Annotated in this window: 25 protein-coding genes; 5 read left to right on the forward strand and 20 right to left on the reverse strand. The window is 37.3% G+C overall.

What is annotated here, in order from left to right; translation table 11 throughout:
- Positions 1-20 precede the first annotated feature (20 nt).
- The 3 genes from dnaG to ACYQ73_RS10095 all read right to left on the reverse strand — a co-directional run bounded on the left by dnaG (position 21) and on the right by ACYQ73_RS10095 (position 3,525).
- Complete coding sequence (dnaG, locus tag ACYQ73_RS10085) at positions 21-1,853, reverse strand: DNA primase (RefSeq protein ID WP_460012649.1); 1,833 nt, start codon at positions 1,851-1,853, stop codon at positions 21-23.
- 207 nt (positions 1,854-2,060) lie between these two features.
- On the reverse strand, positions 2,061-2,873 hold the full coding sequence (locus ACYQ73_RS10090; RefSeq protein ID WP_460012381.1) for a pyruvate, water dikinase regulatory protein: 813 nt from the start codon (positions 2,871-2,873) through the stop codon (positions 2,061-2,063).
- A gap of 19 nt (positions 2,874-2,892) precedes the next feature.
- Positions 2,893-3,525, reverse strand: a complete 633-nt coding sequence (locus tag ACYQ73_RS10095; protein ID WP_460012382.1) for a helix-turn-helix transcriptional regulator — start codon at positions 3,523-3,525, stop codon at positions 2,893-2,895.
- 453 nt (positions 3,526-3,978) lie between these two features.
- Here ACYQ73_RS10095 and ACYQ73_RS10100 point away from each other — a divergent pair, with 453 nt between their 5' ends.
- On the forward strand, positions 3,979-5,364 hold the full coding sequence (locus ACYQ73_RS10100) for a glycine--tRNA ligase (RefSeq protein ID WP_460012383.1): 1,386 nt from the start codon (positions 3,979-3,981) through the stop codon (positions 5,362-5,364).
- A gap of 50 nt (positions 5,365-5,414) precedes the next feature.
- Here ACYQ73_RS10100 and ACYQ73_RS10105 read toward each other — a convergent pair whose 3' ends face one another.
- A complete protein-coding gene (locus tag ACYQ73_RS10105) occupies positions 5,415-7,160 on the reverse strand; it encodes an HD-GYP domain-containing protein (RefSeq protein ID WP_460012384.1) in 1,746 nt (581 codons plus the stop codon).
- Between the two features lie 1,053 nt (positions 7,161-8,213).
- Here ACYQ73_RS10105 and ACYQ73_RS10110 point away from each other — a divergent pair.
- Positions 8,214-9,635: an S-layer homology domain-containing protein gene (locus ACYQ73_RS10110; RefSeq protein WP_460012385.1), complete on the forward strand. Its 1,422-nt coding sequence runs from the start codon at positions 8,214-8,216 to the stop codon at positions 9,633-9,635.
- Positions 9,636-9,676: 41 nt separating this feature from the next.
- Here the strand turns inward: ACYQ73_RS10110 and recO are convergent, their stop codons facing one another.
- Positions 9,677-10,471: a DNA repair protein RecO gene (gene recO, locus ACYQ73_RS10115; RefSeq protein WP_460012386.1), complete on the reverse strand. Its 795-nt coding sequence runs from the start codon at positions 10,469-10,471 to the stop codon at positions 9,677-9,679.
- 83 nt (positions 10,472-10,554) lie between these two features.
- Between recO and ACYQ73_RS10120 the strand changes: the two genes are divergently transcribed.
- A complete protein-coding gene (locus tag ACYQ73_RS10120) occupies positions 10,555-10,716 on the forward strand; it encodes a hypothetical protein (protein WP_460012387.1) in 162 nt (53 codons plus the stop codon).
- A gap of 151 nt (positions 10,717-10,867) precedes the next feature.
- Here the strand turns inward: ACYQ73_RS10120 and era are convergent, their stop codons facing one another.
- The 12 genes from era to rpsU form a co-directional block, all read right to left on the reverse strand.
- Positions 10,868-11,785 carry a GTPase Era gene (era, locus tag ACYQ73_RS10125; protein ID WP_460012388.1) on the reverse strand — a complete coding sequence of 306 codons (918 nt, stop codon included), beginning with the start codon at positions 11,783-11,785 and terminating at the stop codon, positions 10,868-10,870.
- Positions 11,772-12,185: a cytidine deaminase gene (locus ACYQ73_RS10130; protein WP_460012389.1), complete on the reverse strand. Its 414-nt coding sequence runs from the start codon at positions 12,183-12,185 to the stop codon at positions 11,772-11,774. The genes era and ACYQ73_RS10130 overlap by 14 nt, the downstream gene beginning before the upstream one ends.
- Positions 12,186-12,292: 107 nt before the next feature.
- Positions 12,293-12,643, reverse strand: a complete 351-nt coding sequence (locus tag ACYQ73_RS10135) for a diacylglycerol kinase family protein (RefSeq protein ID WP_460012390.1) — start codon at positions 12,641-12,643, stop codon at positions 12,293-12,295.
- Positions 12,644-13,117, reverse strand: coding sequence for an rRNA maturation RNase YbeY (gene ybeY, locus ACYQ73_RS10140; protein ID WP_460012391.1), 474 nt, complete (start codon positions 13,115-13,117; stop codon positions 12,644-12,646). It abuts the gene before it with no gap.
- Positions 13,118-13,125: 8 nt separating this feature from the next.
- Positions 13,126-15,246, reverse strand: coding sequence for an HD family phosphohydrolase (locus tag ACYQ73_RS10145; protein ID WP_460012392.1), 2,121 nt, complete (start codon positions 15,244-15,246; stop codon positions 13,126-13,128).
- Positions 15,247-15,530: 284 nt separating this feature from the next.
- Positions 15,531-16,487: a PhoH family protein gene (locus tag ACYQ73_RS10150; RefSeq protein WP_460012393.1), complete on the reverse strand. Its 957-nt coding sequence runs from the start codon at positions 16,485-16,487 to the stop codon at positions 15,531-15,533.
- 2 nt (positions 16,488-16,489) lie between these two features.
- On the reverse strand, positions 16,490-17,608 hold the full coding sequence (locus ACYQ73_RS10155; protein WP_460012394.1) for a sporulation protein YqfD: 1,119 nt from the start codon (positions 17,606-17,608) through the stop codon (positions 16,490-16,492).
- Positions 17,598-17,858 (reverse strand): hypothetical protein, encoded by a 261-nt coding sequence (locus ACYQ73_RS10160; RefSeq protein ID WP_460012395.1) that lies wholly within the window; start codon positions 17,856-17,858, stop codon positions 17,598-17,600. The genes ACYQ73_RS10155 and ACYQ73_RS10160 overlap by 11 nt, the downstream gene beginning before the upstream one ends.
- A gap of 54 nt (positions 17,859-17,912) precedes the next feature.
- A complete protein-coding gene (locus tag ACYQ73_RS10165) occupies positions 17,913-18,401 on the reverse strand; it encodes a hypothetical protein (RefSeq protein WP_460012396.1) in 489 nt (162 codons plus the stop codon).
- A 27-nt stretch (positions 18,402-18,428) separates the two neighbouring features.
- Entirely contained in the window at positions 18,429-19,433 is a 1,005-nt protein-coding gene (gene floA, locus ACYQ73_RS10170; protein ID WP_460012397.1) for a flotillin-like protein FloA, read from the reverse strand.
- Positions 19,434-19,436: 3 nt separating this feature from the next.
- Complete coding sequence (locus ACYQ73_RS10175; protein WP_460012398.1) at positions 19,437-20,765, reverse strand: NfeD family protein; 1,329 nt, start codon at positions 20,763-20,765, stop codon at positions 19,437-19,439.
- 325 nt (positions 20,766-21,090) lie between these two features.
- Complete coding sequence (rpsU, locus tag ACYQ73_RS10180) at positions 21,091-21,264, reverse strand: 30S ribosomal protein S21 (protein WP_004227078.1); 174 nt, start codon at positions 21,262-21,264, stop codon at positions 21,091-21,093.
- Positions 21,265-21,485: 221 nt separating this feature from the next.
- On the opposite strand from rpsU, the gene ACYQ73_RS10185 reads away from it, so the two are divergent.
- Both ACYQ73_RS10185 and ACYQ73_RS10190 read left to right on the forward strand, forming a co-directional pair.
- Positions 21,486-22,823 carry a TrkH family potassium uptake protein gene (locus ACYQ73_RS10185; protein WP_460012399.1) on the forward strand — a complete coding sequence of 446 codons (1,338 nt, stop codon included), beginning with the start codon at positions 21,486-21,488 and terminating at the stop codon, positions 22,821-22,823.
- Positions 22,824-22,848: 25 nt separating this feature from the next.
- Positions 22,849-23,505 (forward strand): potassium channel family protein, encoded by a 657-nt coding sequence (locus ACYQ73_RS10190; RefSeq protein ID WP_460012400.1) that lies wholly within the window; start codon positions 22,849-22,851, stop codon positions 23,503-23,505.
- A gap of 138 nt (positions 23,506-23,643) precedes the next feature.
- On the opposite strand, the gene ACYQ73_RS10195 is transcribed toward ACYQ73_RS10190, so the two are convergent.
- The 3 genes from ACYQ73_RS10195 to ACYQ73_RS10205 form a co-directional block, all read right to left on the reverse strand.
- Positions 23,644-24,213 (reverse strand): manganese catalase family protein, encoded by a 570-nt coding sequence (locus tag ACYQ73_RS10195; protein ID WP_053484665.1) that lies wholly within the window; start codon positions 24,211-24,213, stop codon positions 23,644-23,646.
- A gap of 84 nt (positions 24,214-24,297) precedes the next feature.
- Positions 24,298-24,561, reverse strand: a complete 264-nt coding sequence (locus tag ACYQ73_RS10200; RefSeq protein WP_460012401.1) for a spore coat protein CotJB — start codon at positions 24,559-24,561, stop codon at positions 24,298-24,300.
- Positions 24,554-24,781, reverse strand: coding sequence for a spore coat associated protein CotJA (locus tag ACYQ73_RS10205; RefSeq protein WP_460012402.1), 228 nt, complete (start codon positions 24,779-24,781; stop codon positions 24,554-24,556). Before ACYQ73_RS10205 ends, ACYQ73_RS10200 begins: the two co-directional genes overlap by 8 nt.
- Positions 24,782-24,800: the final 19 nt, after the last annotated feature.

The raw sequence follows: 24,800 nt of genomic DNA on the forward strand, positions 1-24,800 counted from the left end.
TTCTAAACAACCGAATCGGGTTAAATCGCCGATAACGATTTTCTTAAATGAATAATCTGTTGGGCGATTTCAAGTGCACGCGCATACTCATGCATCTTCTCCGCTTCCTTTGACTCATGCATCTTTTGTTGAATTTCTTGCTCAATTCTATATTTTTGCAGCTGACGTATTGAGTCTGTGACCTCTGCATCTGCTTGGTCGGGATCCCGTTCCGCTAAAGCCGCTTCCATTACAATCTTGCGTAATTCAGAGTCATCTAATATCTCAACAAAACGTTGATAATCAGGATGACCATATTCCTCATAAAATCCTACTAAGCGAACAAAAACTGCCATATAGGCATCTCGTACAAACGGATCTTTTTGCTCACTACGTAATACCCTGTCCACTACATCTATATTATGAAGCATATGAGCCAGTAATAAACGTTCGGCACGTTCAGCTGCGTCCATAGGCTTATGTTGCTGAGTGACCGGCATCGAAGGCGTTTGAACAGGCATTTCTACTTTTGCAGAACGAACCTGATTTGCCTCTAGCTTTCGGAATTGAGCATAAATTGCTTCTTCTGATATGTTTGTTTCATTCGATAGCTGTCTTATATACAAATCTCGTTCAACTGGTGATGATCTACCTACCAGTTGCTCAAGAACTTCTTGAATATATTGAAGCGTATCATTTTCAAACTGAAAGTTCTTATTTCGTCTAGCATGCATCATCATAAAAGCAATATACGCATGAGGGTTTTCCAAAATTTGTTCTTTAAATGCTTGTCCACCTAAACTACGAATGTATTCATCGGGATCTAGCTTATCTGGTAACACCGCAATATTGACTTTCATTCGTTCCGTTTGAAGTAACTGTGCCGCTCTTTTCGCCGCATCAAACCCAGCATTATCACCGTCATAGCAAATCGTAATCTGCTCTACTAAGCGCTTTAGCTTTGTAATATGCTGATTCGTAAGCGAAGTGCCCATTGTTGCTACAGCATTCGTTACACCCACAGAGGTTGCTGCTAAAACATCCATAAATCCTTCCATCAATACTACTTGACGATTTTTTCTAATCGAGGTTCGTGCTTTATCTAGGTTATATAGCACTTCACTCTTTTGAAAAATTGGTGATTCTGGACTATTTAAATATTTTGCCTCTTCACCATTTGATGCAAGGATTCGTCCTGAGAATGCTATAATCTTACCGTTCTCATCACGAATGGGAAACATAATACGCCCTCTAAAACGATCAAAATAGCGTTCTTCCCCTTCACGCTTGATTATCAAACCACTTTCCGCGATTTCTTGTAAGTTATAACCTTTTCTTTCAAACAATATCGTTAATGCATCAAAGCTTGGAAGAGACCATCCAATGCTATTAGATTCTATAAGCTCCCTTGTAAATCCTCTTTCTAGTAAATAATTTAAAGGTTCTTCACCATCTTCAGTATTTAACAGTAAATGATGAAAAAAATCTGCTGCAAAAGCGTGAGCTTCTTTCATCCTTTCTTCCGCTTTAGATACCTTTTTCGTTACTTCAGGTAAACTTGGCCCAATATCTAACTGTATGCCAACACGTTCACCAAGTTTCACGACTGCGTCAGGAAAAGAAATACCTTCTATATCCATGACAAAAGTAATAGCATTACCGCCTGCACCACAACCAAAGCAATGAAAAATTTGTTTGTCTGATGACACAGAAAAAGATGGAGTTTGTTCTCCATGAAATGGACAGAGCCCAAACCAATTGCGCCCACGCTTTGTAAGCTGCATGTATTCGCTTATGACATCAACAATCTCCGATTGTGAGCGAATCTGTTCAATCACTTCTTCAGGAATCTTCCCTGCCAAATCCATCACCATCTTTAAATTACGTTCTAAAACACAATTCGCTATCCGATTTAAAAATCCTTTATTTCTCGACAAAAAAACAGGATTTTTCTCTTAATAAATATTTTTACCACAATTTTATTATTATAAAACAAAAATTAGTTTTTATCTATACTATTTTCAAAACCGACTCAAAAAAACCGCCTCTTACAATCGAGGTGGTTTATCATCATTCGTTTCTTATTTACAATTCGAGATATGTTCAATAATGACGTTCGCTGTTTCCTCAACGGCTTTGTTTGTCACATCAATAACCTTACAACCGATTTTAGCGACAATTTTTTCAAAATGCTGGATTTCTTCTAATATTCGATTATGCTGCGCATAGATAGCATCATCATTCAATCCAAGAGACATTAATCTCTCTTTTCTAATTGAGTTTAATTTATCAGGAGAAATAATTAAACCAAAACATTTTTTCGGATCAATTTGTAATAGTTCTTCCGGTGGCTCCACTTCTGGTACTAAAGGTACGTTCGCCACCTTAAAGCGTTTATGTGCTAAATATTGTGATAATGGTGTTTTAGAGGTACGTGAAACACCGACTAACACAATATCAGCCTGTAATAAACCACGTGGATCTCTACCATCATCATATTTTACCGCAAATTCAATAGCCTCTATTTTTTTAAAATAATCATCATCTAACTGGTGAACAATTCCTGGTGCTTCTAATGGGAATTCTTCCACAAATGTTGTCATTGTTTTTAAAGCTGGCCCTAAGATGTCGACGGCATAGACCTTTTCTTGCTCACATAGTTCATGTAATAACGATCGCATCTCCTGGCGAACAAGCGTGTACACAATAAATGCATTCTGTTTTGCTGCAAGGCATACAATTTTCCGAATGAGCTCCTCTGATTGTATATGAGGAAAACGACGAATTACCGTGTTTTCCAAACTAGGTCGAAACTGGCTAATAACCGCTTTCGCTACTTGATCACCAGTTTCGCCGACTGAATCAGATACAACAAAAACCCGTAGTCTTTTCATGCTGCTCTCCTTCAACTATTTAGACATTCTGTGCAAGTGATAGGAAAGCCCGTGTAATCGTCGTTTTTGTAAGACGACCAACGATTTTCAATCCACCATCTTGTGGCTCTACTACTGGTAGCGAATCAACTTCTCGTTCAATTAATTTATTCGCTGCGACAACTAAAGAATCTGATCTTTCACAGTATGAAATATTTGGCATACGTGTCATAATAATATGTACAGGAATTTTGTTTAAATCCTGCGTGCCAATACTTGTACGTAGTAAATCTTTACGAGAAAGTACCCCTGTCAAAAATTTATTCTTATCTACGACAAAGAGTGTTCCAACATCCTCTGAGAACATGAAGCAAATCGCATCATAAACAGTCATTGTTTCCGGTACAACAACTGGTCCTGAATGAAAATCTTTCACCTTTAAATTGTTAATACTGTCCGTCAATGTAACGGAAGTTTTTTTACCTGAATAGAAATAGCCAACACGAGGTCGAGCATCTAAAAAGCCCGCCATTGTAAGTATTGCTAAATCTGGTCTTAAAGTTGCTCTTGTCAAATTGAGACGTTCTGCAATATGTTCGCCTGTGATTGGGCCGTTTTCTTTCACAATTTGTAAAATGTCTTCCTGACGTTTATTGAGTTCGATTGGACTCACCGCCTCAAATCTAATAGTGTTATACTTATGCTCAATTATTATATACTATTTTAATAATTATTGCGAAGAAAAGAACTACATGCTACAATATTGACACATACGCTTGCTCTAAATGTATTTTCGAGCGATTTAGCGTTATATAGGCGATGATGGGAAAAAAAGTATCTGTTCCACTTTAAAGCGAGTAGAAGATGGTGAAAGTCTACATAGTAACAGAGAAAAGGCACTCCTTGAGCTAACTTTTTGAAAAGAGGTTTTAAACAACACGTTTAAAACAATCAGGGTGGAACCGCGGGTTATAGCACTCGTCCCTGGGCATTCATTGTGCCCGGAGACGGGTGCTATTTTTAATTTAGTCCTACCTAAATTAAAAAATATCTCTAGCGAATTGTATAAATTCGCTTAAACAAAATTAATGTTCACTCTGTGAAAACTATGAAGGAGGCTATTTTTATGGCAAACAAATCAATGGAAACAATCGTATCTTTAGCGAAGCATCGCGGCTTTGTCTTCCCTGGTTCTGAAATCTACGGAGGCTTAGCAAACACTTGGGATTACGGTCCACTAGGTGTTGAATTAAAAAACAATGTTAAAAAAGCATGGTGGCAAAAGTTTGTCCAAGAATCAGAGCACAATGTTGGGATAGATGCTGCAATTTTAATGAACCCAAAAGCTTGGGTTGCTTCTGGTCACGTTGGCAACTTTAATGACCCAATGATTGATTGTAAAGCATGTAAAGCGCGCCATCGTGCTGACAAAATCATCGAGGACGCTGCGCTAGCAAAAGGCGATGAAATCATTGTCGATGGTATGACTTTTGATCAAATGAAAGAAACGATGATTAAGTATGACGTAGTGTGCCCTGATTGTGGTAAAGCTGATTTTACAGATATTCGTCAATTTAATTTAATGTTTAAAACGTTCCAAGGTGTAACAGAATCTTCTACTAATGAAATTTATTTACGCCCAGAAACAGCACAAGGTATTTTCGTAAACTTTAAAAACGTACAACGTTCAATGCGTAAACGTACGCCATTCGGTATTGCACAAATCGGTAAATCATTCCGTAACGAAATTACACCAGGTAACTTCACTTTCCGTACACGTGAATTCGAACAAATGGAACTTGAATTTTTCTGTAAACCTGGCGAGGACCTTGAATGGCACGCATACTGGAAAGAATTTTGTAAAAATTGGTTATTAAATTTAGGCATGAAGGAAGATTCTATGCGTCTTCGTGATCATGAAGACGACGAATTGTCTCACTACTCAAATGCTACAACTGATATTGAATTTAAATTCCCATTCGGTTGGGGCGAGCTATGGGGCGTAGCAGATCGCACAGATTTCGATTTAAAACAGCATATGGAGCATTCTGGTGAAGATTTCACTTACATTGACCCAGTATCAAACGAACGTTATGTTCCATATTGTATCGAGCCTTCTTTAGGTGCAGACCGTGTAACATTAGCATTCCTTTGCGATGCTTATGACGAGGAAGAACTTGAAGGCGATGATAAGCGTACAGTTTTACGCTTCCACCCTGCTCTAGCACCATTTAAAGCAGCAGTCCTACCACTTTCTAAAAAGCTTTCGGATGAAGCTACTGATGTTTGGGCAGATCTTCGTAAATCATTCCCAGTTGATTTTGACGAGTCACAATCAATTGGTAAACGTTACCGTCGTCAAGATGAAATTGGTACACCATTCTGTATCACATATGACTTCGACTCAAAAGAGGATGGTCAAGTTACAGTGCGTCATCGCGATTCAATGTCACAAGTTCGTATGCCAATTACAGATGTTAAAGCATACATCGAAAAACATCTTCAATTCTAAAATTCATCAATATATAAAGAGGGAGTCGGATTTTCAACGACTCCCTCTTATTATGTCTTTAATAATGAAAACAAGCTTTCTCGCATCTTCTCCTCAAATGAAAACCTTTTCATATGCGTGCCTACTAAGCTAATAAGTAATTCCTCGATATCTACAAGCGAATAAAAAAGGAATGTCCCTTCTCGCATTGAGCGAACTCTCTTATCGACTGTAAGCTCTTCCCCAATAAAGTACGCTATATTTACGTTACAATGTTCCATTAATTGCGTAATGCGCTGTTCATCATCTGGATTAATAAAGAACGGCACAATTTTATCAATATACAATATACTTTGCACAAGTTTTATGAAGAAATTTTCACGAAGTGAAGTTTCCACAACTAATATAGTTGTTTTCTCATGCTGATAATCCATATACAATACATGTAATTGATCTTCTAATAGTTTCTTTAATATATTAATAGAATTCCTATATTTTGTTACATCCGTTTGAATTTCTCTTGTTAATAAACGTAGAATTCGAAAGGCAGGCAAAAATATTTTTAAAATAATTTCTTTAGGATGTAAATGATCTATTAATTTATTAAAGTAGACTCTTAAGCTATTTTCGTCACAGCGAATTAATTGTTCTATAAATAAGTTAAAAATTTCTTCAAAGCTGTTAGCACGGTAATCAATCATTTTCGTAATTTTCACACTATAATTCAAAGGTAAAATCATAGACTTTTGCTCATCCAACAACTTAACTTTGGGTAACGTTGGAAATAAATCATAGACAAGTTCTACTTGTGCACTCCGATTATCAGATAATTGAACGACTGAGTTGACAGGATAAATCCCTAGGCACTCTACAAATTTATGCATAAATTTCTCGTTATATAGATGTCGATCACGATATAAAACAGCTAATGCATCTGTTGCAGCATATCCTGAATGATATACACGCTTTGATGTCATAGCTGAATAAACATCAATAATTTGCAGTAATTGAACTCCCTCACACATATCATCCTCACAAAGCTGATTCGGATAACCTTTACCTGCAAAGCGTTCGTGATGATCACGTGCTAAATAGGCAATATCCTCTTCCCCATTTTCTATGAGCAACTCATAACCTTTAGTCGTATGAGTTTTAACAATGTCAAACTCATCTTCTGATAATTTTCGTTTTAAATTTAATATTTCTTGTGGGATAAATACCTTCCCAATATCATGGAACAAATAGCCCCTTGCTAGTGTTTCAATATCTGTTAAGCCTAGGTAACGCGCAAAGATTGTACCTAAAACAAAAACATCAAATGAATGAACAAAAGAATACTCATCCCATTCTTTTAAACGCATGATTAGTTCATAGCGATGTTTTTTTTCTAAAATTTGTTCAAAAACACCTCGTACATAAGCAGTATCTTCGATGCTTTTTAAAATTTGACCATAACGCAATTCATGCACAACATTTTCTAATGTAGTCATAAAAAGGTTACTTACCGTATCTTTATACTCATCTATCTCATCCTTTTTATCCATAAGTGGTGCAAATACATCCTCGTAATCCCTTGTACGCTGGACACTTAAATCATGAACAATTCGGACTGAATCAGTTGGTAAATATACAGATAGTTCGTCTACTTTCCTAAGTTTAAGTAAGGCAATAATTCGTTCCGTTAAAACTAGATCTTTTTTAGCTAGTAAACGATAATCAGAAAAAATATCTTCAGCTAAAATATCATTGGCTTCAACTTCATCAATACTTAACGTCACTTTTCTTAGCATATTTTTTGCCACATACGCAATGTCCAAGCATTATGTGACTCCCTCCTTCTTCGATAAGACTGCGTTGTTCATCAATTATGCATCGGTATAATTGCGTCCGGAGGCTTTAGGCCGACAGATGTTTTTTACGTGAAAGCGTAGTGCTAACGTAGCGTCAGTAACAGATGTTTTCTGTGCGAAAGCGTAGCGCAACGTAGCGGTAGCAACACGAAGTTGGTCACTCAATCATTGCCACAGGACATGGCACTCTTAGACTGAGTTCCTCTATTTCAGCGGATGTCTTTTGTACCGAAAGCGTAACAGGTACAGATGTTTGGACACACGCTGAAAGAAGTTAAATATCATCTATATCATTTACAATAGCATAGATTAAAATGCCTTTTCAACTAGTTTATGGTATTCGAATGAATAGTTACTACTATGTTTATGTTAAAAACTATCGAGGAATTAGTAGTTTATATCTAACCCATTCCTTTAACAACAGCTATTAATTATAAACATAAAAGATATAAAGTCCTATATAAAAGAATTAAAAGCGCATTTTTATAATTTATCGTTAGATTTATCTCATAAATAATATTTCTGTAAATTATAAAGGATTACTCAATTTGTCCTAATACTACTAGCAAAAATTCAATGTTAATATACAAACATTACCATCCAGGAAAATAACTACTCATTTTTACATTAGGAAACGTTGAAAATTAATTATTTATCCAACTTTTTTCTCACCATCAAAAGTCGGAGATGACATTTGTTAAAACGTATTTTATTAATTGGTATATAGGATCAGTGATAAATCCCCTATCCCTAAACAGCTCATTGTTCTGCCCTGAAAGCACCCCAATCGAGGCAGAAATAATATCCATTCCATGTTGATGAACAAGCATTTTTCCATGTTAATTTTTTACATCATAAAATTCCCTGTATTCTCATCTTCATCATTTTGATATAAATAAAGTATTATAGTTAATCTTAAATGTTAAATAACAATAATTTAACAATCCATGGAGATTCCAACCTATTTAATAGGTTGGTCCTAGCTGTAAAAATTTTTTATGTACTTTGGAGGAAATTTATTTGAAGAGCAATCGTTTTTATCACATCGCAATGGCATCAGCACTAGCAACAAGCGCTATTGTCATTGCACCCCCAGCACATGCTGCATCGGGATTCTCTGATGTAAAAAATGTGTCAAGTGAGGAAGGTCAAGCTATTATTAACTTAGCTCAACGCGGCATTATTTCAGGCTACCCTGATGGCACATTTAAACCTGAGAATTCAATTACTCGTACACAAGCTGCAAAAATTTTAGCTGGTATTTTAAAGCTAGATACGGTTCATGTAAAAAATCCTAATTTTAAGGATATAAAACCTGGCGATGCAAATTATGGTGCGATTGCTGCTTTAGCAAATGCAGGTATTATTAGCGGAACCAATGGCTATTTCAACCCAAATAAAAATATTACTCGTGGACAAATGTCAAAAATGATTGTGAAAGGTTTTAAATTACCAATTACAAACGGCATTTACATTCCTTTCGATGATGTCAATGAAGGTAGTGAATACGAACCATATATAAAAACACTTTTTGCCAACAGCATCACAAAAGGTACAACCCCTACTACCTTTGGACCACAAACTAATGTAAAGCGCTCGCAGTTAGCACTTTTTGTTGTACGTTCTGAAAAAGCTCAAGGCAACGTCACAGTTTTTGCTAGCCAATTTAAGCAAGACTATATCTTTGCTTCTTATGGCGGCATTAATCCTGCAGAGGATATCTTTACATGGGTTGAAGATGAAGAAGATTATATGACAGAGTCCACTACAATTAAACCGCTAAAAGAAGGCACGGGAAAATTAGTAATTACGGGCTTTAAAGAAGATTCTGAAGAATTTATGGATGTCTTTTACTTAGTACAAGTGAAGAATGTAAACGGAAAGCTACAAACAACACTTCAAAAAGTGAAAGAAGAGGATTATGCAGAAAACTTACCGCTCAACTTAAAGGAAAGTAATTTAAAATTTGTTCCTACTAATGTAAGTATTCAAACTGCAGATGGTCAAGCCTTATCTCCTGAATTATATAATTTTAAATCAACGAATAATTCAGCTACAATTTCTATCTTTAAAAATGGTCAATATATGCTTACTTTCACTAACGGTACTCAACAACAAACGATGGCTGCTGATGTCAATACATATGATTTCGTGCGTAGTATTGATTTGTATCAACTTGCAGATGAGTTAACGTTTTCAAGTAACGATTTATCGTTTGAACCAACACATGTTGCCTTAGAAAAATTTAATTCTGAGCCAGCAACTGTGAAAGCTACAATAAAGGATAAGGAAGTAAATGTTACACCATTAGCAGAAGGTACATCTATTTTACATATTACAGGTAAAAATGGTGAAACTGCTTACCTATATATTGATTTTCTAAAAATCGCTAATAAATGGAGTACTTCTTACGAGTTCATGGAAGATCCAGAAGAATATTAATATATAATAATGTAAAAAAGTAAAATGCCAGAAGATCAATATTAATGGTCTTCTGGCGTTTTTTCTTGATCAGCACTCGTTCTTAACTGAAATTCTGGCGTTCTTTCAAGCTGTTCAATAAATTTTTTAGTCTTAAAACGAATTCCTGTTTGTTCCTCGTAAATTGTTGTAATTATTTTTTTAATAAAATATTTTGTTTCCTTTTTTAATTCTAATTTCCCAATCTGGTCAATCGGTACAGTATAGAACATTCGGATAAGCTTAAGCTGAGTCGGTGTTAATCGAATAATATAAGGATCATGATGATAACAACGATGACACAAAAAACCTCCCTGCACAAAAGAAAATGCAAATTCGCCGTCTACTGCTCCACAAGCAGCACAAGCATGTAATATAGGCTGCACACCTGTATAGGGCAGCATTTTCCATTCAACGAACAATGTAATGGCCTCCGGGTCGTAACCTTCCTCAATTGCTTGTAATGCTTGAAGGAGCACATCAAATGCAAATGGCTCAGGTTTCCCCTCTTCTACTACACGCTCGACAAGTTCCATTATATAACTTGCATAGGCCGTTGCCATTATATCCTCACGAATATGACGCATTGAATTTAGATGCTCTCCTTGTTGCAATGTCCCCATACCTGTATGATGCTGTACCATAAACATGCCATACGTAAATGGCTGTGTCACAGATGCTAACCTACTGGAAGGTTTCTTCGCTCCTCGAGCCATCGTTGCAACCTTCCCTGCTTCTCTTGTTAGTAATGTTACAATTTTATTTGATTCTCCATAGGCACGCACCTTTAGGACAATCCCTTCCCATTTATGAAGCATCGATTCCCCTCCTTTCTACAAGCTTCGCAATCAATTATGCCGAGCATAATTGCGTCCGGAGACTTTAGGCCAACAAATGTTTTTTGCGTGAAAGCGTAGTGCTAACGCAGCGTCAGCAACGTGTTTTTGTATGTGCAAAAGCGAAGCGACGGCGACAGCACAATGTTGGTCACTCAGTCGTTGCCATAGGACGTGGCGTTCTTAGACTGAGTTCCTCTATTTCAGCAGTGTCCAAATACCTGTAGCTGTAGCTGACGCTTTGCTTTCGCTACAAAAAACACCTGCTGAAAGAAGTGAAAATAGAGCTCTCCAATAATTATTGGACAGCTCCATTTAAAACTACAGCGACAAACAGGAATGTTGGTAAGTTACTTTGGAACTTAACAGCTTTTCTGATTAATATTCATCATCACGGAAACCGAAGTCACGTAAATGTGTTGATTTATTTCGCCAATCCTTTTGTACCTTTACCCAAAGCTCTAAATACACTTTTGAACCAAGAAGCATTTCAATATCTTTTCTTGCACGTATCCCTACTTCTTTTAATAGCGCTCCACGTTTACCAATGACAATCCCTTTTTGAGAATCCCTTTCCACGATAATCGTTGCTGCTACACGAATTTTATCTTCATTTTCTTCATCACGGCGAATTTTATCAATAACAACAGCAATGGAATGAGGTATTTCTTCACGCGTTAAATGTAACACTTTTTCACGAATTAACTCTGAAATAATAAAACGCTCAGGATGATCTGTTACTTGATCTGCTGGGTAATATTGTGGACCCTCTGGTAAATACTTCGCTAGTGATGCTAATAAATTTTCTACATTATTCCCTTGTAATGCAGAAATCGGTACTATTTCTGCGAAGTCATAACGCTCTTTGTAGCTTTCAATAATCCCTATTAATTCATCAGGATGAATTTGATCGATTTTATTAATCACTAGGAAGACAGGCGTTGGATTACCCGCCAGCATTTCAAGGATGAATTCGTCACCCTTTCCAAGTTTCTGCTCAGCATTTACCATGAACATAATAACATCCACTTCACGCAATGTATTTTTAGAAACCTTTAGCATAAAATCCCCTAGCTTATGTTTCGGCTTGTGGATTCCTGGTGTATCAATAAAAATCATTTGGCTATCATTTGTTGTTAGTACACCTTGTACTTTATTTCGTGTTGTTTGTGGTTTATCACTCATAATCGCAATTTTTTGACCAATCACACGGTTTAAAAATGTTGATTTCCCTACATTTGGTCGACCGATTATGGAGATAAAACCTGACTTATAGCCATTGTTATTTTCCAGCATTCTCTAAATCCTCCGTTGTAAATGCAAACGGTAGTAATTCGCCTACAGACGTTACCGTGACATCACCTTTTAAGTTTGTTAAATATACAGGCATAGTTGGTTTGCAAAATTCCATCATCACTTGACGACAAGCTCCGCATGGCGCACATGGTCCATCCGTATCAGCTACAATAGCGATCGCCTCAAAATCATAAATACCTTCTGACACAGCTTTGAAAAAGGCTGTACGCTCAGCACAATTGGTCATACTATAGCCAGCATTTTCAATATTGCAGCCATGAATAACCTCTCCATTTTTCGTTAAAATCGCCGCGCCAACTTTAAATTTTGAATAAGGAACATAAGCCTTTTCGCGCGCTTTTTTTGATTCTTCTAATAATGCATGCATATCAATTGTCATCAATGTCCACCTCTACATAATCAATTTCGCCTTGGCGTAATTGAATAAATCATAATTTTTCAGCACAACTGCTACTACTTCATGACCGATTAATAATTTTAGTAATATCAAAACCATTTCGGTATAAATATGAGTAATCCGATTATAGCACTGAATATCGCAAATACAAGTACTGCGCCTGCTGCAAGATCTTTTGCCTGCTTAGCAAGTGGATGGATATTGGGTGAAGCTAAATCAACTACACGTTCAATTGCAGTATTTACCATTTCAAGTGCAAACATTAGTGCTATTAAAAGCAACACAATATACCATTCTATACGTGATAAATCCGTAAAATAGCCAGCAATCAAAACTATTCCCGCACTTAGCAAGTGGGATATAAAATTTTGCTCAGTACAGGCTGTAAGAATACCTTTAAAGGCATACCCAAAAGAGCGTACAAATTTGCGAATATTCATTTACTTTCGCCCTAAGCCGAAAGATTGTAAAATCTCGTCCTGCTTACCGAACATCACCTTTTCATCTTCTGGCACCATATGATCATAGCCAAGTAGATGTAAGAAACCATGAACCGCTAAAAAGCCTAATTCTCGTTCAAATGTATGCCCATATTCCTCAGCTTGTTCTTTCGTACGGTCCGTTGAAATAATAATATCTCCTAACACACGAGGCATCCCTTCAAACGTTACTTCCATTTCTCCTTCACCTAATTCCTCTAGGGCAAACGAGATAACATCTGTCGGTTGATCCTTGTCACGATATTCTCGGTTTATTTCTTGAATCGCTTCATTTGTAACAAACGTCACTGACACTTCTGTTTCCGGCTCAATATTCTCTATTTTTGCAGCATGCTGTAAAAGCTTTTCAACAAGCTCCATATGCTCAGCAGCCACTTCATTTGTTTCATCTGTAAAATCAATTGTTAAAATCATAGATCCTCCTACTTTTCTGCCTTTGGATATTCAATTCGTGAGTGGAAAATTCCATTCAACGTTTCACAAAGTACTCGCTCTATACATTTTAACTCTTTTATTGAAATATCGCATTCATCAAACTGATTGTCTTGTACTCGATCATCAATAATTGCTCGTACCAACTTTTGAATTTTCTCTGCATTCGGTTCCTTCATCGATCGAACCGCTGCCTCAACGCTATCTGCAACACTAATAACTGCCGCTTCCTTCGTTTGTGGCTTCGGACCTGGATATCTGTACTTTGTATCATCTAAACATTTTCCTTCTTCCTTCGCTTTAAAGTAGAAGAACTTTAATAGACTAGATCCGTGATGCTGCAAGGCAATATCAATAATTTCCTGTGGCATCTTATAACGTTTTAGCATTTCAGCTCCGTCAGTTGTATGTGCGATGATAATTTCCGCGCTTTTTTCTGGGGGCAATGAATCATGTGGGTTAATACCAGACATTTGATTCTCGATGAAAAAGGCAGGACGCTTCGTTTTGCCAATATCATGATAATAGCATCCTACACGAGCCAGTAATCCATCTGCTCCAATTTCCTCACATGCTGCCTCTGCTAAGTTCGCTACCATTACACTATGATGATATGTTCCTGGAGCCTCCATTAGTAATTTTTTCAGCAATGGATGGTTTGGGTTCGATAATTCAATTAAACGCAACGACGACAATAAACTAAATGCTGATTCAAAGAATGGTAAAAGACCCATTGTAAGAGCACCTGATAATAGAGCCGATATCAATGCTGCTATAAAGTAATACACTAACTCTGACAAACCGTAAGTAGATTGTGTCATCAGTAAATAAAATGCAATAAACGACATATTTACTAGCCCTATAATACCTACAGCATGTAGAATATGCGAACGCTTTTCCATACTACCCAAAAAGAATAAGCCTGCAAAGCCTCCAAAAATTATATACAGTGTAATTTCCATCTGCATAACAGATGAATAACCCTCTTGAAAAATAACACCCGCAGATGCCGCTGTCATAACCGTAATAAGTACCGCAGCACGGTCATCCACTAATAGCCGTACAAGCATTGTTGCTAATGCTGTTGGGAAAAGAAAAGCAACAGTAACATCGAAGCCATCAGAGACTAGACTTATAAATTTCATCAGCAAGATGGATAAACTATAAACAATTACTGTCACCAACAAGGCATTACGTTTCTTGTGTTCATCTGTTTTCCAACGTTCAAATAAAACAAACATAAACGTCATTTCCAGAAGTATTAAAATAATCAGCCCTGCAATCGGTTTCATCGATGCCTTATTACTCACCATACCTAGAAGCTCTAATTGGCGAAACGCCTCATTATCAATAATTTGCCCTTCCTGTACGATGATTTGACCTTGAAGAATTCGAGTTGGTTCAACCGATTCCTTCGCTTGTTCCTTTCGAATTTTCGTTTGTTCTTCGTTTATCGTTTCATTTTCGATAATACTCGTACGTCCAATTAACACTACCGTATTAAATATTTTATCTGGATATCCTCGTTGTCCTCGAATTTTTGTCTCAAAATCATTTTGACCCGCAAACACATTTTCTGATCGAATGGATTTTTGCAAATATTCCTGCACAGATTTTGATAGTTGCGTACTTGTTCTTTTTAAATCTGCTTCACTTTGTATTAACAAACCCTCTAGCTGTGAATCAGTAAAGATAATTGGCATTTGCTCTGAATCTATGGATTCAAACTTTTTGCGGAGCTTCGCCACTTGATCGGCAATCGGAATAGGTTCTTTGCTACTCTCAACATCCACCTTTACGTCAAGAACATAGTCAAATAAAGACGTTACAATCGCAGCTCGCTGTTTCGCAACATCCGCAGAAAATTGATAGACTGGTTCAACCGCATTCGCTGCTTTTTCTCGTTCCTGTTGTGTTTTATAAGTATCTTCTATCGTTTTGGTAGATCGTACTGTTTCAGGCGCTAGTTGTAATGGTTTAAAATCATATGTAACACCTTTTACATTGCCATACATAAAAGCAAATTGTATGGCTCCTGTTAAGATGAGAACGACAATTAAAAAGTAGCGGAAGCCAATAAGTTCTGTAAATTTTTTTAATTGTTTCTCCATCTGGCACCTCCTCTATCTATCTACTATCATACCAATTCAAAAAACATTTTTCCCGAAAAATGTATAAGAAAGCAAAAAAACAGCTATACAATTTGTATAGCTGTCACAAATTTTTCCATTTTCCAAGCATTTTCATGTTTGTTAAATTTTATACACGTCGCATTAGCTCTAACCCTGTTGCACTGCCGCTCCGCTTTCGGCGCAGACTTTTTAAACCAGTTGCACCTGCCGTTCCGTTTCACTCCACTTTCGGTGCAGACTTTAGAATTGCGCTATGCGCAATTCTAAAGTTGCTGTTCTTCGTAGGCTTTGATGATTTTGGCTACGATTGGGTGGCGTACTACATCGCCTTGTTCTAAAATTTGGAAATGTATTGATTTTACATACTTTAGTGTACGTTCTGCTACGATTAACCCAGATTCCGTATTTTTCGGTAGGTCAATTTGTGTTTTGTCGCCTGTAATGACCATTTTTGAGCCAAAGCCTAGTCGCGTTAAAAACATCTTCATTTGCTGATGTGTCGTATTTTGAGCTTCATCTAAAATAACAAAGGCGTCGTCTAATGTACGGCCGCGCATATACGCTAAAGGTGCAATTTCAATTGTGCCTCGTTCAATAAGTCTTTGAGTTTGTTCTGTCCCGTAAATATCGTTTAAAGCGTCATAAAGAGGTCGTAAATAAGGATCTACCTTTTCCTTCAAATCCCCCGGAAGAAAGCCTAGAGACTCTCCTGCCTCTACTGCAGGGCGTGTTAAAATAATACGCTTAACGAGCCCATTTTTTAGCGCCTGCGTTGCCATGACTACCGCTAAATACGTTTTCCCAGTACCCGCTGGACCGATACCAAAAACAACGTCTTTATGACGGATTGCTTGTATGTATTCTCGTTGACCGATTGTTTTTGCACGAATAGGCTTCCCTTTCGTCGTGCGTGCAATTTCTTCATCATAAAGTTCTGCAAAATATTCAATCGTTCCTTTTTGTGTCATTTCAATAGCAGTTGCAACATCACGCTGATCAATATTAATTCCTTTACGAATGACCTTTAGAAGAGCATGTAACAGGAATGTCGCTTGTTCCTTTGCATCCTCTTCACCAGCAAGCTGAATTTGTTCACCACGTGTAATAATGTGGACTTTTAGAGCCTCTTCGATTAACTTCATATTTGCATCGGAAATTCCGAGTAGCATTACCGCTTCATTTGGATTATCCACTTGTAATACAGTTAAATGTTCTGACATAATCATTCTCCTTGTAGGCCTTGTATTGGACTGGCAATGTTTTCATTGACTAAAAATAGAACTTTCCCTTCAACTGTACCATTCCCCCACTTTACCTGTAAAAGGTTTTCTTTTTTTATAACCGTTTTCGCAGGTAATGAACGTATTACCTTTTCATGAAGTAATGGTATGAGTAATGAATCTATTTTGGATTCATCAAGCTCTACTTGCATTTTTTTAGTGTACTGCTCTTCAACAATTGAAACATATGGATTGAGCCAGCTTGGTAAATCTTTCTTTTGCACATAGTCAACTTTTTCATTTTCTTGATGAATGCCTTTCACTAATACACGCCACTGCTTCTGTTGTAGCGTTTCCATCGTTAGCTTTCTTGGAATTTTAAATGAACATTCGAGCCAATAATCAGCGTAGACCTCTCCCTTTGCCCCAACAAAGACTTGATCTTCACCACTTTCAATTACGCCACTTACGAGAACATCACCTTCGTAAGCAGTATCGTTGACTGAAATTTTTCGTTCCCCATTTTGAATATTAAAGTGAGTAATAACACCACTTTTTGTTGCCACTAAATGCGTCGCTAGTTTCTCATTCGTTTGTTTAGTCTGTTTCGGGGATTCCTGAGGTCGTAAAGTTACACGTCCACCATGCTTTTCAATATGCACCCATGAAAGATCTCGATGCCCTTCTAATAGCTTCTGTCGAATGACAGCATCTGAGGGTAAGTCTTTTTTAGAAATGGGCGTTTCTAGTTGAAATCTATCTTGAAAGGTCTTTCCTAGACGTTCCTCTAACTCTGGCGTTGCCGCTTTAATATCAATACGCCAAATAACCTGTGCACATAGCAATGGAATTAATATCATCAACGCTAGACCAAGCATAGTCCAAAGTTGCGCTCGAAAAACTTGAAGCTCATCTGCATAATAGACCGCCATTTTAAGTCGATAACGGCTACGTACACGGCGAATCTTCGGTAGATAATGCATCGTTGTTTCAAAAGCAACCTCTTGCTCACGAAAGACAATCCGCTTTAATGGCACCTGTTGTGCATGCAATGCTTGAATAAAAGGATGAACATTTTCATGGCGCTTTATACGTATGATAATTGGCCGATTATTCCACATTATCACTCACACCCATATCCTTTGTCATTTTCAGATGAAGCTCCTGCAAATCCTCTACGGAAAGATGAAGCATTTCATCTTTAAGAGCATTAATTTCCACTGATTTTCCACGTACAGTAATATGGTAGTCTGCATAAATAAAAGAGCATGATGAAGCATCTGCATGTAGAAAACGATATGGACCAATGATTTTTAATGTTTCATATTGTAATAATTCAAGTAGTGGCGTTAATTGAAATAGTTTTCTCATAAAAAATGCCTCCTTCTTCGGCAATATATGCATCGAAAAAGGAGGACATGCTAGTTATTTTCTTTTTGCTTTTGGAGGACCTAAAACTTCTGCCATTACAACAGCCTGCATGAATGATTTTTTTGATTTTGGTAATTGAAAAGCAGATGGTGATTCAGTTACTCCCACAACTTTTTTCCCGGCTGTCAAACGACCGATACTTTCTCTATTCGAAGTACGCCCCACTTTCTCAGTTGGGATTAACGGTGGAGCTGCATAGCTTGGAACATCCTTATTCACTGTTTCTTCGACAATTTTTTTCGGCTCTTCCACTTTAGGCTGTTCATTTTTCCATTCACCTAAAAATTCACGTGCAAAATCCTCAAAGCTCTGTGATTTAGAAGCAGGACGTTGCTCTGAAGCCATCTCTGCTTTTTGTATAACAGGAGGATCAACATGCGAATCCTTATTAAAAGGAGGCATTGGTTTTTCTTCTTTCTTTTTTGCTTTACCGAAAATAGAGCTGACTATGGCAATTATCACAAATATAATTAATTGTTCCATTTATTAGTACCTGCTCCTTTCCGTTTTTTATTCGTTATGTTCATTTGTATCTGATTTATCTGAGCTTACTTTAGAAATGGAGTCTCTCATAGCTGTATCTGCTTGAATGTTGCGGTAGTTCATGTAGTCCATAATACCTAGATTACCCGAACGTAGAGCTTCTGCCATCGCCTGTGGTACTTCAGCTTCTGCTTCTACTACTTTTGCCTTCATCTCTTGTACGCGTGCAATCATTTCTTGCTCGTTCGCTACAGCCATCGCACGACGTTCTTCAGCCTTCGCTTGGGCAATGTTTTTATCTGCCTGCGCTTGTTCAATTTGTAATTCAGCACCAATGTTTTTGCCGATATCCACGTCTGCAATATCGATCGATAAGATTTCAAATGCTGTCCCAGAATCTAAGCCCTTTGCTAATACAGTTTGAGAAATCATATCAGGATTTTCAAGAACTGTCGTATGACTAGAGGCGCTACCAATTGTAGAAACGATCCCCTCACCTACACGGGCAATAACCGTTTCTTCACCAGCACCACCGACTAAACGTTCAATGTTTGCGCGCACTGTAATACGCGCCTTCGCTTTTACTTCAATCCCGTTCATAGCAACACCCGCAATAAATGGTGTTTCAATGACTTTCGGGTTAACAGACATTTGTACAGCTTCTAATACATCACGACCCGCTAAATCAATTGCCGCACAACGTTCAAATGTTAACTCGATATTTGCACGATGGGCTGCGATTAACGCATTGACAACTCGGTCAACATTACCACCTGCTAAATAGTGGCTTTCTAGTTGATTAATCGTCACAGGTAAACCTGCTTTATGCGCTTTAATTAATGGGTTTACAATTCGTGATGGGATTACACGACGTAATCGCATACCGATTAATGTGAAAATACTAACGCGGACACCTGCAGCAAGTGCAGAAATCCACAGTGCCACTGGTACAAAGGTAAAGAATACCGCGACAACAATAAATAATATGACTAGCCCTGCAATTGGACCTATTAAAGCTAAATCAAATCCCATTTGCTATTCCTCCATCTCTTTTTCTGTTTGTCTCACAACAATACGTGAGCCTTCTACTTTAATAATTTCTACATGTTTCTCCGCATCAACATAGCCACCTTCCGATACTACGTCAATGCGTTCATTACCAAATAGCATTGTACCTGCTGGACGAAGTGGTGTAATCGTTGTCCCCACTTTTCCGAGCAGCTCTGTGCGATTCACGTTAGATACATAGCCCTCTTCCGTCGTAGTCGCATCCATCAAGACAAGCTTGTTTAAAACATGCAATTTTTTACCAAAAAATTTCATCAGGATCACCATTCCTATTATCGCTACAACAAGCGCAATGAAAATCGCAATAATCATTTGCATCATGTTCGCACCTGCCAGTATTAGACTTAGTAAGATTAACAAACCACCTAAAATACCAACAATACCTCCGGGGACAAAAAATTCCGCAATAACAAGCGCCAAGCCTACAATAAATAAAAGTAATGTTTCATAACCTGCCAAGCCTGCTACCATATGGCCGAAGAAAAATAATCCAAATGCTGACAATCCCATTATACCTGGAACACCAAAACCTGGCGAATATAGCTCAACTACAAGTCCCAAGCTTGCAATCGACAATAAAATCGGAACTATAATCGGATTCGTAATAAAACGAGCAAGTTTTTCAGCAAAAGTAGGTTCAATTGGAACGATATCACTACCATTTAATTGCGTTACTTTTAAAAGATCTTGGAAATTCGAAACCGTTCCTTTAGAATACTTTACCTTTTCTGCCTCCGAAGCAGATAAAGTTAATAACTTCCCTTCTCCCGCTCGGAATTTTGGTAAATCAACAGATGCATCAGCCATTGCACGTGCATATTTCGGATCAAGTTTTTTTGATTCTGCAGCTGCCTCCATTTGAGCAACCCATGCACTATGAGCTTTTAAATCTGCCGCATTTCCTGCTGAGTCAATAACTGCAGCCGCCCCGATCGTTCCATTTGGCACCATATAGATTTCATCCGCATGTAAGGCTAAAAAAGCACCTGCAGAATGCGCATCTTTGTTGATATACGCAATCTTACGTATATCCGTTGCATCCATTAGCATAGCAATATCACCAGCCGCATTCACGAAACCGCCAGGCGTATGAATGTCTAAAATAATCGCCTCTGCATAGTTTTCTTCCGCCTCTTTAAAAGCTCGTTCTAAAAATGCGTGAAGTCCTCGTTCTACTTCATTATGAATAGGTATGTGGTAGACCTTACTACTTGCAAAAGCCGACGTTAATGGAAACGCTAACAAAAATGTCACCCAAATAACTAATAAATAACTGAGGATTCTTCGTCTCCGCATCTTTTTCCCTTCCTTCTAATCATGCTTCTCTCCTGTATATACGACTGACTATGCAAAAAGTTTCATAAATCCTAATAATTTTATTATACAGTGATTTTTTATTTTTCGTTTAATAAACGTATTTATACAATCAGTATATAACATAAAAGCCGAATGAATCTCAGGGATCACATTCGGCTTCTTCAATATGTACGTAAATTTGAGAGCTTAAAGTAAAATACCTGAAATTAACCGACATGCGATTAATTCCAGGTATATCTTTGTCTGCTCAGTGAATCATACAATTGCGTGTTATGAACGTAGGGATTTTTAATGGGAAATTAAATTACCACTTACGTTTACGTGCAGCTTCTGATTTCTTTTTACGTTTAACGCTAGGTTTTTCGTAGAACTCGCGCTTTCTAACTTCTTGAATTGTACCACTTTTTGATACAGTACGTTTGAAGCGGCGAAGAGCATCTTCAAGCGATTCGTTTTTGCGAACGACAGTTTTTGACATCTCTCTTTCCCTCCCTCCGAACACACGTCAATACACAAATAGGCAAATAACCAACTGTTGTGTACTAAAGAATTATAACGTATTGTCTAAAAATGGTCAATAGAAAGTATACGAATTAATCCAATGAATTTTTGGTTTTATTAACTTAAGAATTTTCAGCTTGCTTTTGGACAACAATAAACACACATAGTTTTTAATTATTGGTTCATTGAGGAGAAAAAATGAAAACATTTAAAAATAAATTAAATCCTCCAAAAATACTAGTGCTAGGCTTTGCCGTCATCATTTTAATCGGAACATTTTTGTTAATGCTCCCCATTGCAACTGTCGATGGTAAAGGTCTTTCATTTTTAGATGCTTTATTTACCGCTACCTCAGCTACCTGTGTTACTGGACTGGTTGTTGTAGATACCGGTGATACATTTTCGATATTTGGAGAACTAGTTATTCTTCTTCTTATCCAAATTGGCGGATTGGGCTTTATGACGTTCGCGACGTTTTTATTTTTGCTACTAGGAAAAAAGATTTCTTTAAAAGAAAGGCTTTTGTTAAAGGAGGCATTTAATAACGTTACAATTGCTGGTCTAGTTAAATTGGTTAAAAGGATACTGTTATTTACCGCACTGATTGAATTTATAGGTGGCTTCATTTTATCTATTCGTTTTTCGTTCGATATGCCTGTAGGTAAAGCCATTTATTTCGGATTTTTCCACGCCATATCGAATTTTAATAATGCAGGGTTTGATTTGATGGGTGGCTTTAAGAGCTTAACAGAGTACGTAGACGATCCTTTCGTCGTAATAACTATTTGTGCACTTATTACGATTGGAGGCTTAGGGTTTATTGTTATAAATGAACTATATGAATACCGTGAAACGAAACGACTTTCAGTGCACACAAAAATTGTATTAACTACAACGCTTATTTTAACAGTCGGCTCGACATTTTTAATTTTCTTATTTGAATACGGAAATAGTAAAACTCTTGGGCAACTGTCTGGATGGGGCAAAATTCTTGGTTCATTATACCAAGCAGTTACACCAAGAACTGCTGGCTCTAATACCCTTCCTATTAGTGATTTAACACATTCAACATTATTTTTAATAATTTGGCTAATGTTCATCGGAGGCGGTTCAGGATCAACTGCTGGTGGTATTAAAATAACGACTTTTGCTGTTTTAGTTGCTACGATGTGGTCTCAATTAAAAGGGCAAGAAGATGTTGTGCTTTTTAGACGTAGAATCGTTCATGAAACAATTTTAAAAGCATTAACAGTCACAATGTGTGGGATGATGATTGTCGTACTTGTTACCATTGTCTTAAGTATTATTGAACAACGTCATAGTTTTATGATGTATTTATTTGAGGCTACTTCTGCATTTGGAACCGCTGGACTTTCAATGGGGCTAACTCCCGAGCTATCAACTGGTGGCCGTCTTCTTATTATATTAACTATGTTTATCGGAAGATTAGGCCCTTTAACTATTGCTTTTGCCATTACAAATCGACGAAAAAAAGAGGCTTTCCGTCATCCAAAAGGAAATATTATGATCGGGTAACCATGATAAAGGAGCGATGAGTACAATGACTATCAAACAATATGCTGTTATAGGTCTTGGTAGGTTTGGAGTAAGCGTAGCCCGCAAATTGCATGAAGCTGGACATGAAGTTTTAGGAATCGATATTAACGAGGAAAGAGTCGAAGATGCCGAACAATATGTTACACATGCAGTAGTTGCTGATACGACAGAAGAAAAAGCGCTTAACTCCATTGGGATAAGAAATTTCGATTGTGTCATTGTTGCTATAGGTATTGATATGCAATCAAGTATTTTAACTGTCTCCTTATTAAAGGAGCTTGGTATCAAAAAAATAATCGCAAAGGCTCTTGGAAAAAGACATGGACAAGTTTTAGATAAAGTGGGTGCTCAATGGGTTATTTACCCTGAGAGAGATATGGGGGAACGTGTAGCCAATCAGCTACTTTCACCGAATATGCTAAATTACATTGAATTGTCAAAAGAATACAGTATAGAAGAAATTATGATTCCTTCTAAAATGGCTGGTCACAATCTACGTGATTTAGACATTCGAGCTAAATATAATGTCAGTGTTATCGCCATAGTTCGAGAGGGTAATATTACCATTTCACCCTCTCCAGATGAGATTATTAAGGAAAAAGATATATTAGTTATGATTGGGCATAGAAAGGATCTCACTGTATTTTCAAATATTGAATAGAAAAAGGAATCAATTAAAAAAGGCTGCATCAAAAGGCAATTTCCCTTTGTAACAGCCTGCTATATTTTATCAAATATACCTCGGTATAATTGCCGCTGACGCTTTGCTTTCACTACAAAAAATAATGGCTGAAAGAAATTAAAAAACTTTCTTGCTATCCCTATCGTCTTTTAAAATCTCTACCGCCTCTCTGAAACGTAGAGAATGGACGATTTCTCGTTCGCGTAAAAATTTCAAGCTATCATTCAAATCAGTGTCATCTGATAAATCAATAATCCACTGATATGTCGCTCGTGCCTTTTCTTCAGCTGCAATATCCTCATACAAATCAGCAATCGGATCCCCTTTAGCCTGAATATAAGTTGCCGTAAACGGTGATCCAGCTGCATTCTGATAAAATAATGCCCTGTCATGATTGGCATAATGTTCTCCAAGACCTGCCTCTTTAAGCATCTCTGGAGTGGCATCCTTCGTAAGTTTATAAACCATCGTGGCAATCATTTCTAAGTGAGAAAATTCCTCTGTAGCTATATCTGTCAACAAACCAACCACTTTATCAGGAATAGTATAGCGCTGATTCATATATCGAAGTGCTGCTGCTAATTCTCCATCTGCACCACCATACTGCTCAATTAAATACTTAGCTAGCATTGGGTTACACGTACTCACCCTTACTGGATACTGGAGCTTCTTTTCGTAATACCACAAAAAAATTCCTCCTAGTTACTCAAAATCAATTATGCCGCGGCATAATTGCATCCGGAACGCTACCAAAACATGTGCTGATAGAAGTTAAACTTGCCATGGCCAAGGTGTATCTACCCAATTAAAAGGATAATTTGAATAACTTCTCCCAAAATTCATAAGCGGACCAAATTTTTGCTCAAATGCAACCTTAAGTCGCATACTTATTTCAGTGTTTTCATTAAATTGCCGGATAGCATCATAATCGTGAGGATGAGTATCTAAATAAAGATTTAATTCCACTATTACAAAATCAATGGCTTGTATTTCTTCAAGTAGCTTATAAAATTCTGGTGGCATCTCTTTACTCATTCTTCATCCCTCCTTCTTGGGGATTTGGATAGGGGCTAAATAATTGAGGCCATAATGTGCCGGATCTGAGAGCTTCTTGAGGAGTTTGATATTGTGGTAGCCCAGGTGGTTGAAAACTCATATACAATTGGGGCGGTGTAGAAAAACTTTTAACCCTTATTGGTGGACATGGATCGAATGGGCTAATATAAGGCTTCCAATATTTATATTGAGTAAACATTGCATCCTCCCTTCTGTAA

It is taken from the genome of Lysinibacillus sp. CTST325, from assembly GCF_054665055.1.